The 1,579-nt window shown below is 65.2% G+C and carries 2 protein-coding genes; both read right to left on the bottom strand.

Annotated elements, in window-relative coordinates; all coding sequences use genetic code 11:
- On the bottom strand, positions 1 to 286 hold a 286-nt coding region (locus ACFFII_RS17010), incomplete at its 3' end, for a CDP-alcohol phosphatidyltransferase family protein (RefSeq protein ID WP_377700062.1).
- Positions 283 to 963 (bottom strand): phosphatidylserine decarboxylase, encoded by a 681-nt coding sequence (locus ACFFII_RS17005; protein WP_377700061.1) that lies wholly within the window; start codon positions 961 to 963, stop codon positions 283 to 285. The genes ACFFII_RS17010 and ACFFII_RS17005, both read right to left, overlap by 4 nt.
- Between the last annotated feature and the right edge of the window lie 616 nt (positions 964 to 1,579).

Genomic DNA, 1,579 nt, shown 5'->3' with positions numbered 1-1,579 from the left:
CCCAGAAATACAGCGTCAGCGGCGCGGCCACCCCGAAGTTCAGGAAATCGGCCAGCGAGTCCAGCTCGGCACCCATCTTGCTGGAACTGCCCAGAAGCCGCGCGAGCCGCCCGTCGATCCCGTCGATGATCCCCGCGCCGATGATCAGCAGCACGGACAGGACGTAATCCCCCTGCACGCCCAGTCGAATGGCGGTCAGCCCGGCGCAGATCGCCAGGATCGTCAGCGCGTTCGGCAGCAACTGGAACAGCGAGAATTCGGATTGCGGAGTCACCGGTTCGGTCATGCCGGCCCCCTTGCATCCCCGTTGAGTTCGGCCAGGACGGTCTCGCCCGCCACCATGGTCTGGCCCACGCGGACTAAGGGCTCGACCCCTGGCGGCAGGTAGACGTCCAGCCGCGAGCCGAAGCGGATCAGGCCGAAGCGCTCACCCGTTCCCAGCCGGTCGCCGGGCCTGACGAAGCACAGGATGCGCCGCGCGACGAGCCCCGCGATCTGCACCACGGCAAGATCGCGCCCGTCCTCCATGCGGATGCGCAGGCTGTTGCGTTCATTGTCCGCGCTGGCCTTGTCCAGCGAGGCGTTGAAGAACTTGCCGGGTCGGTAAGAGATCGCGGTGACCTCGCCCGCGACGGGGCTGCGGTTCACGTGGCAGTTGAAGACGCTCATGAAGACGCTGACGCGGGTCAGGGGGAGGTCGGGCATCCCCAGCTCGGCGGGCGGAACGGCCGGTTCGATCAGCGAGACAATGCCGTCGGCAGGGCTGACGACCAGACCGGGACGTGCCGGAGTCACCCGCCCGGGGTCGCGGAAGAAGTAATAGCACCAGACCGTCAGCCCGACCCCGATCCAGCCGAGCGGCTCCCACAGCAGGAACAGCAGCAGGGTGATGACGGCGAAGATGGCCAGGAAGCGGAAACCCTCCGGGTGCATCGGCTTGATGATGGTGTCGCGCATCCGCATCGCGGACTCTCCTGTTCCGTTTGGCTGGCCCGTCATAATGGCTTCCGACCCCGGTGATCCATCCCGGAAGATCACCGCGACGCTGCGCCTTTTGGCCGGGAGGCTTGGGTACAGGACACCGACGACTGACCTGCAGGGCGCGCGGGGGGCTTGCGCTGCCTAACAGCGGGCCGGCCGATGCACCCGGTGGTAGCAAGCGGACATGCAGAAGCGGCCCCGGGCGGAAGCCACGGAGCCGTTAGTATCATTGCAGAAACAGAATTGGTCGCGGGGAGGCACGCTTCCAGAAATACTCGCCTTTGTATAAAGGCAGCTCACCCGAGTCCACGATGCTTGCTGCGTAATCCAGCCCAAATTGATGCCGTTACTACTCGACGCACTGGCTTTCAGAGGGAGCTGACCCAAGCGGTGCCGCACCTTGGGGCACGATCTGCCCGCACGGGGCCTGATGCCGGCGTAGTGCATTGATCGCCTCCATCGCACGACGCAGAATGGCAGCTGGGCGAAGAAGGTCAGCGCCAGATGCCGCCGCCATTTCCTTCGCAGGACCGACTAGGGTCAGGACCCATTGATTTCAGGTTATGTGCGTGATGCTGAGGTGGCGAGGAGACCTGGC

This window comes from Paracoccus niistensis (assembly GCF_042432925.1).
GTDB lineage: Bacteria > Pseudomonadota > Alphaproteobacteria > Rhodobacterales > Rhodobacteraceae > Paracoccus > Paracoccus niistensis.
Note: the sequence above shows the minus strand (reverse complement) of the source record. Positions and strands in the feature narration are given on the sequence as shown.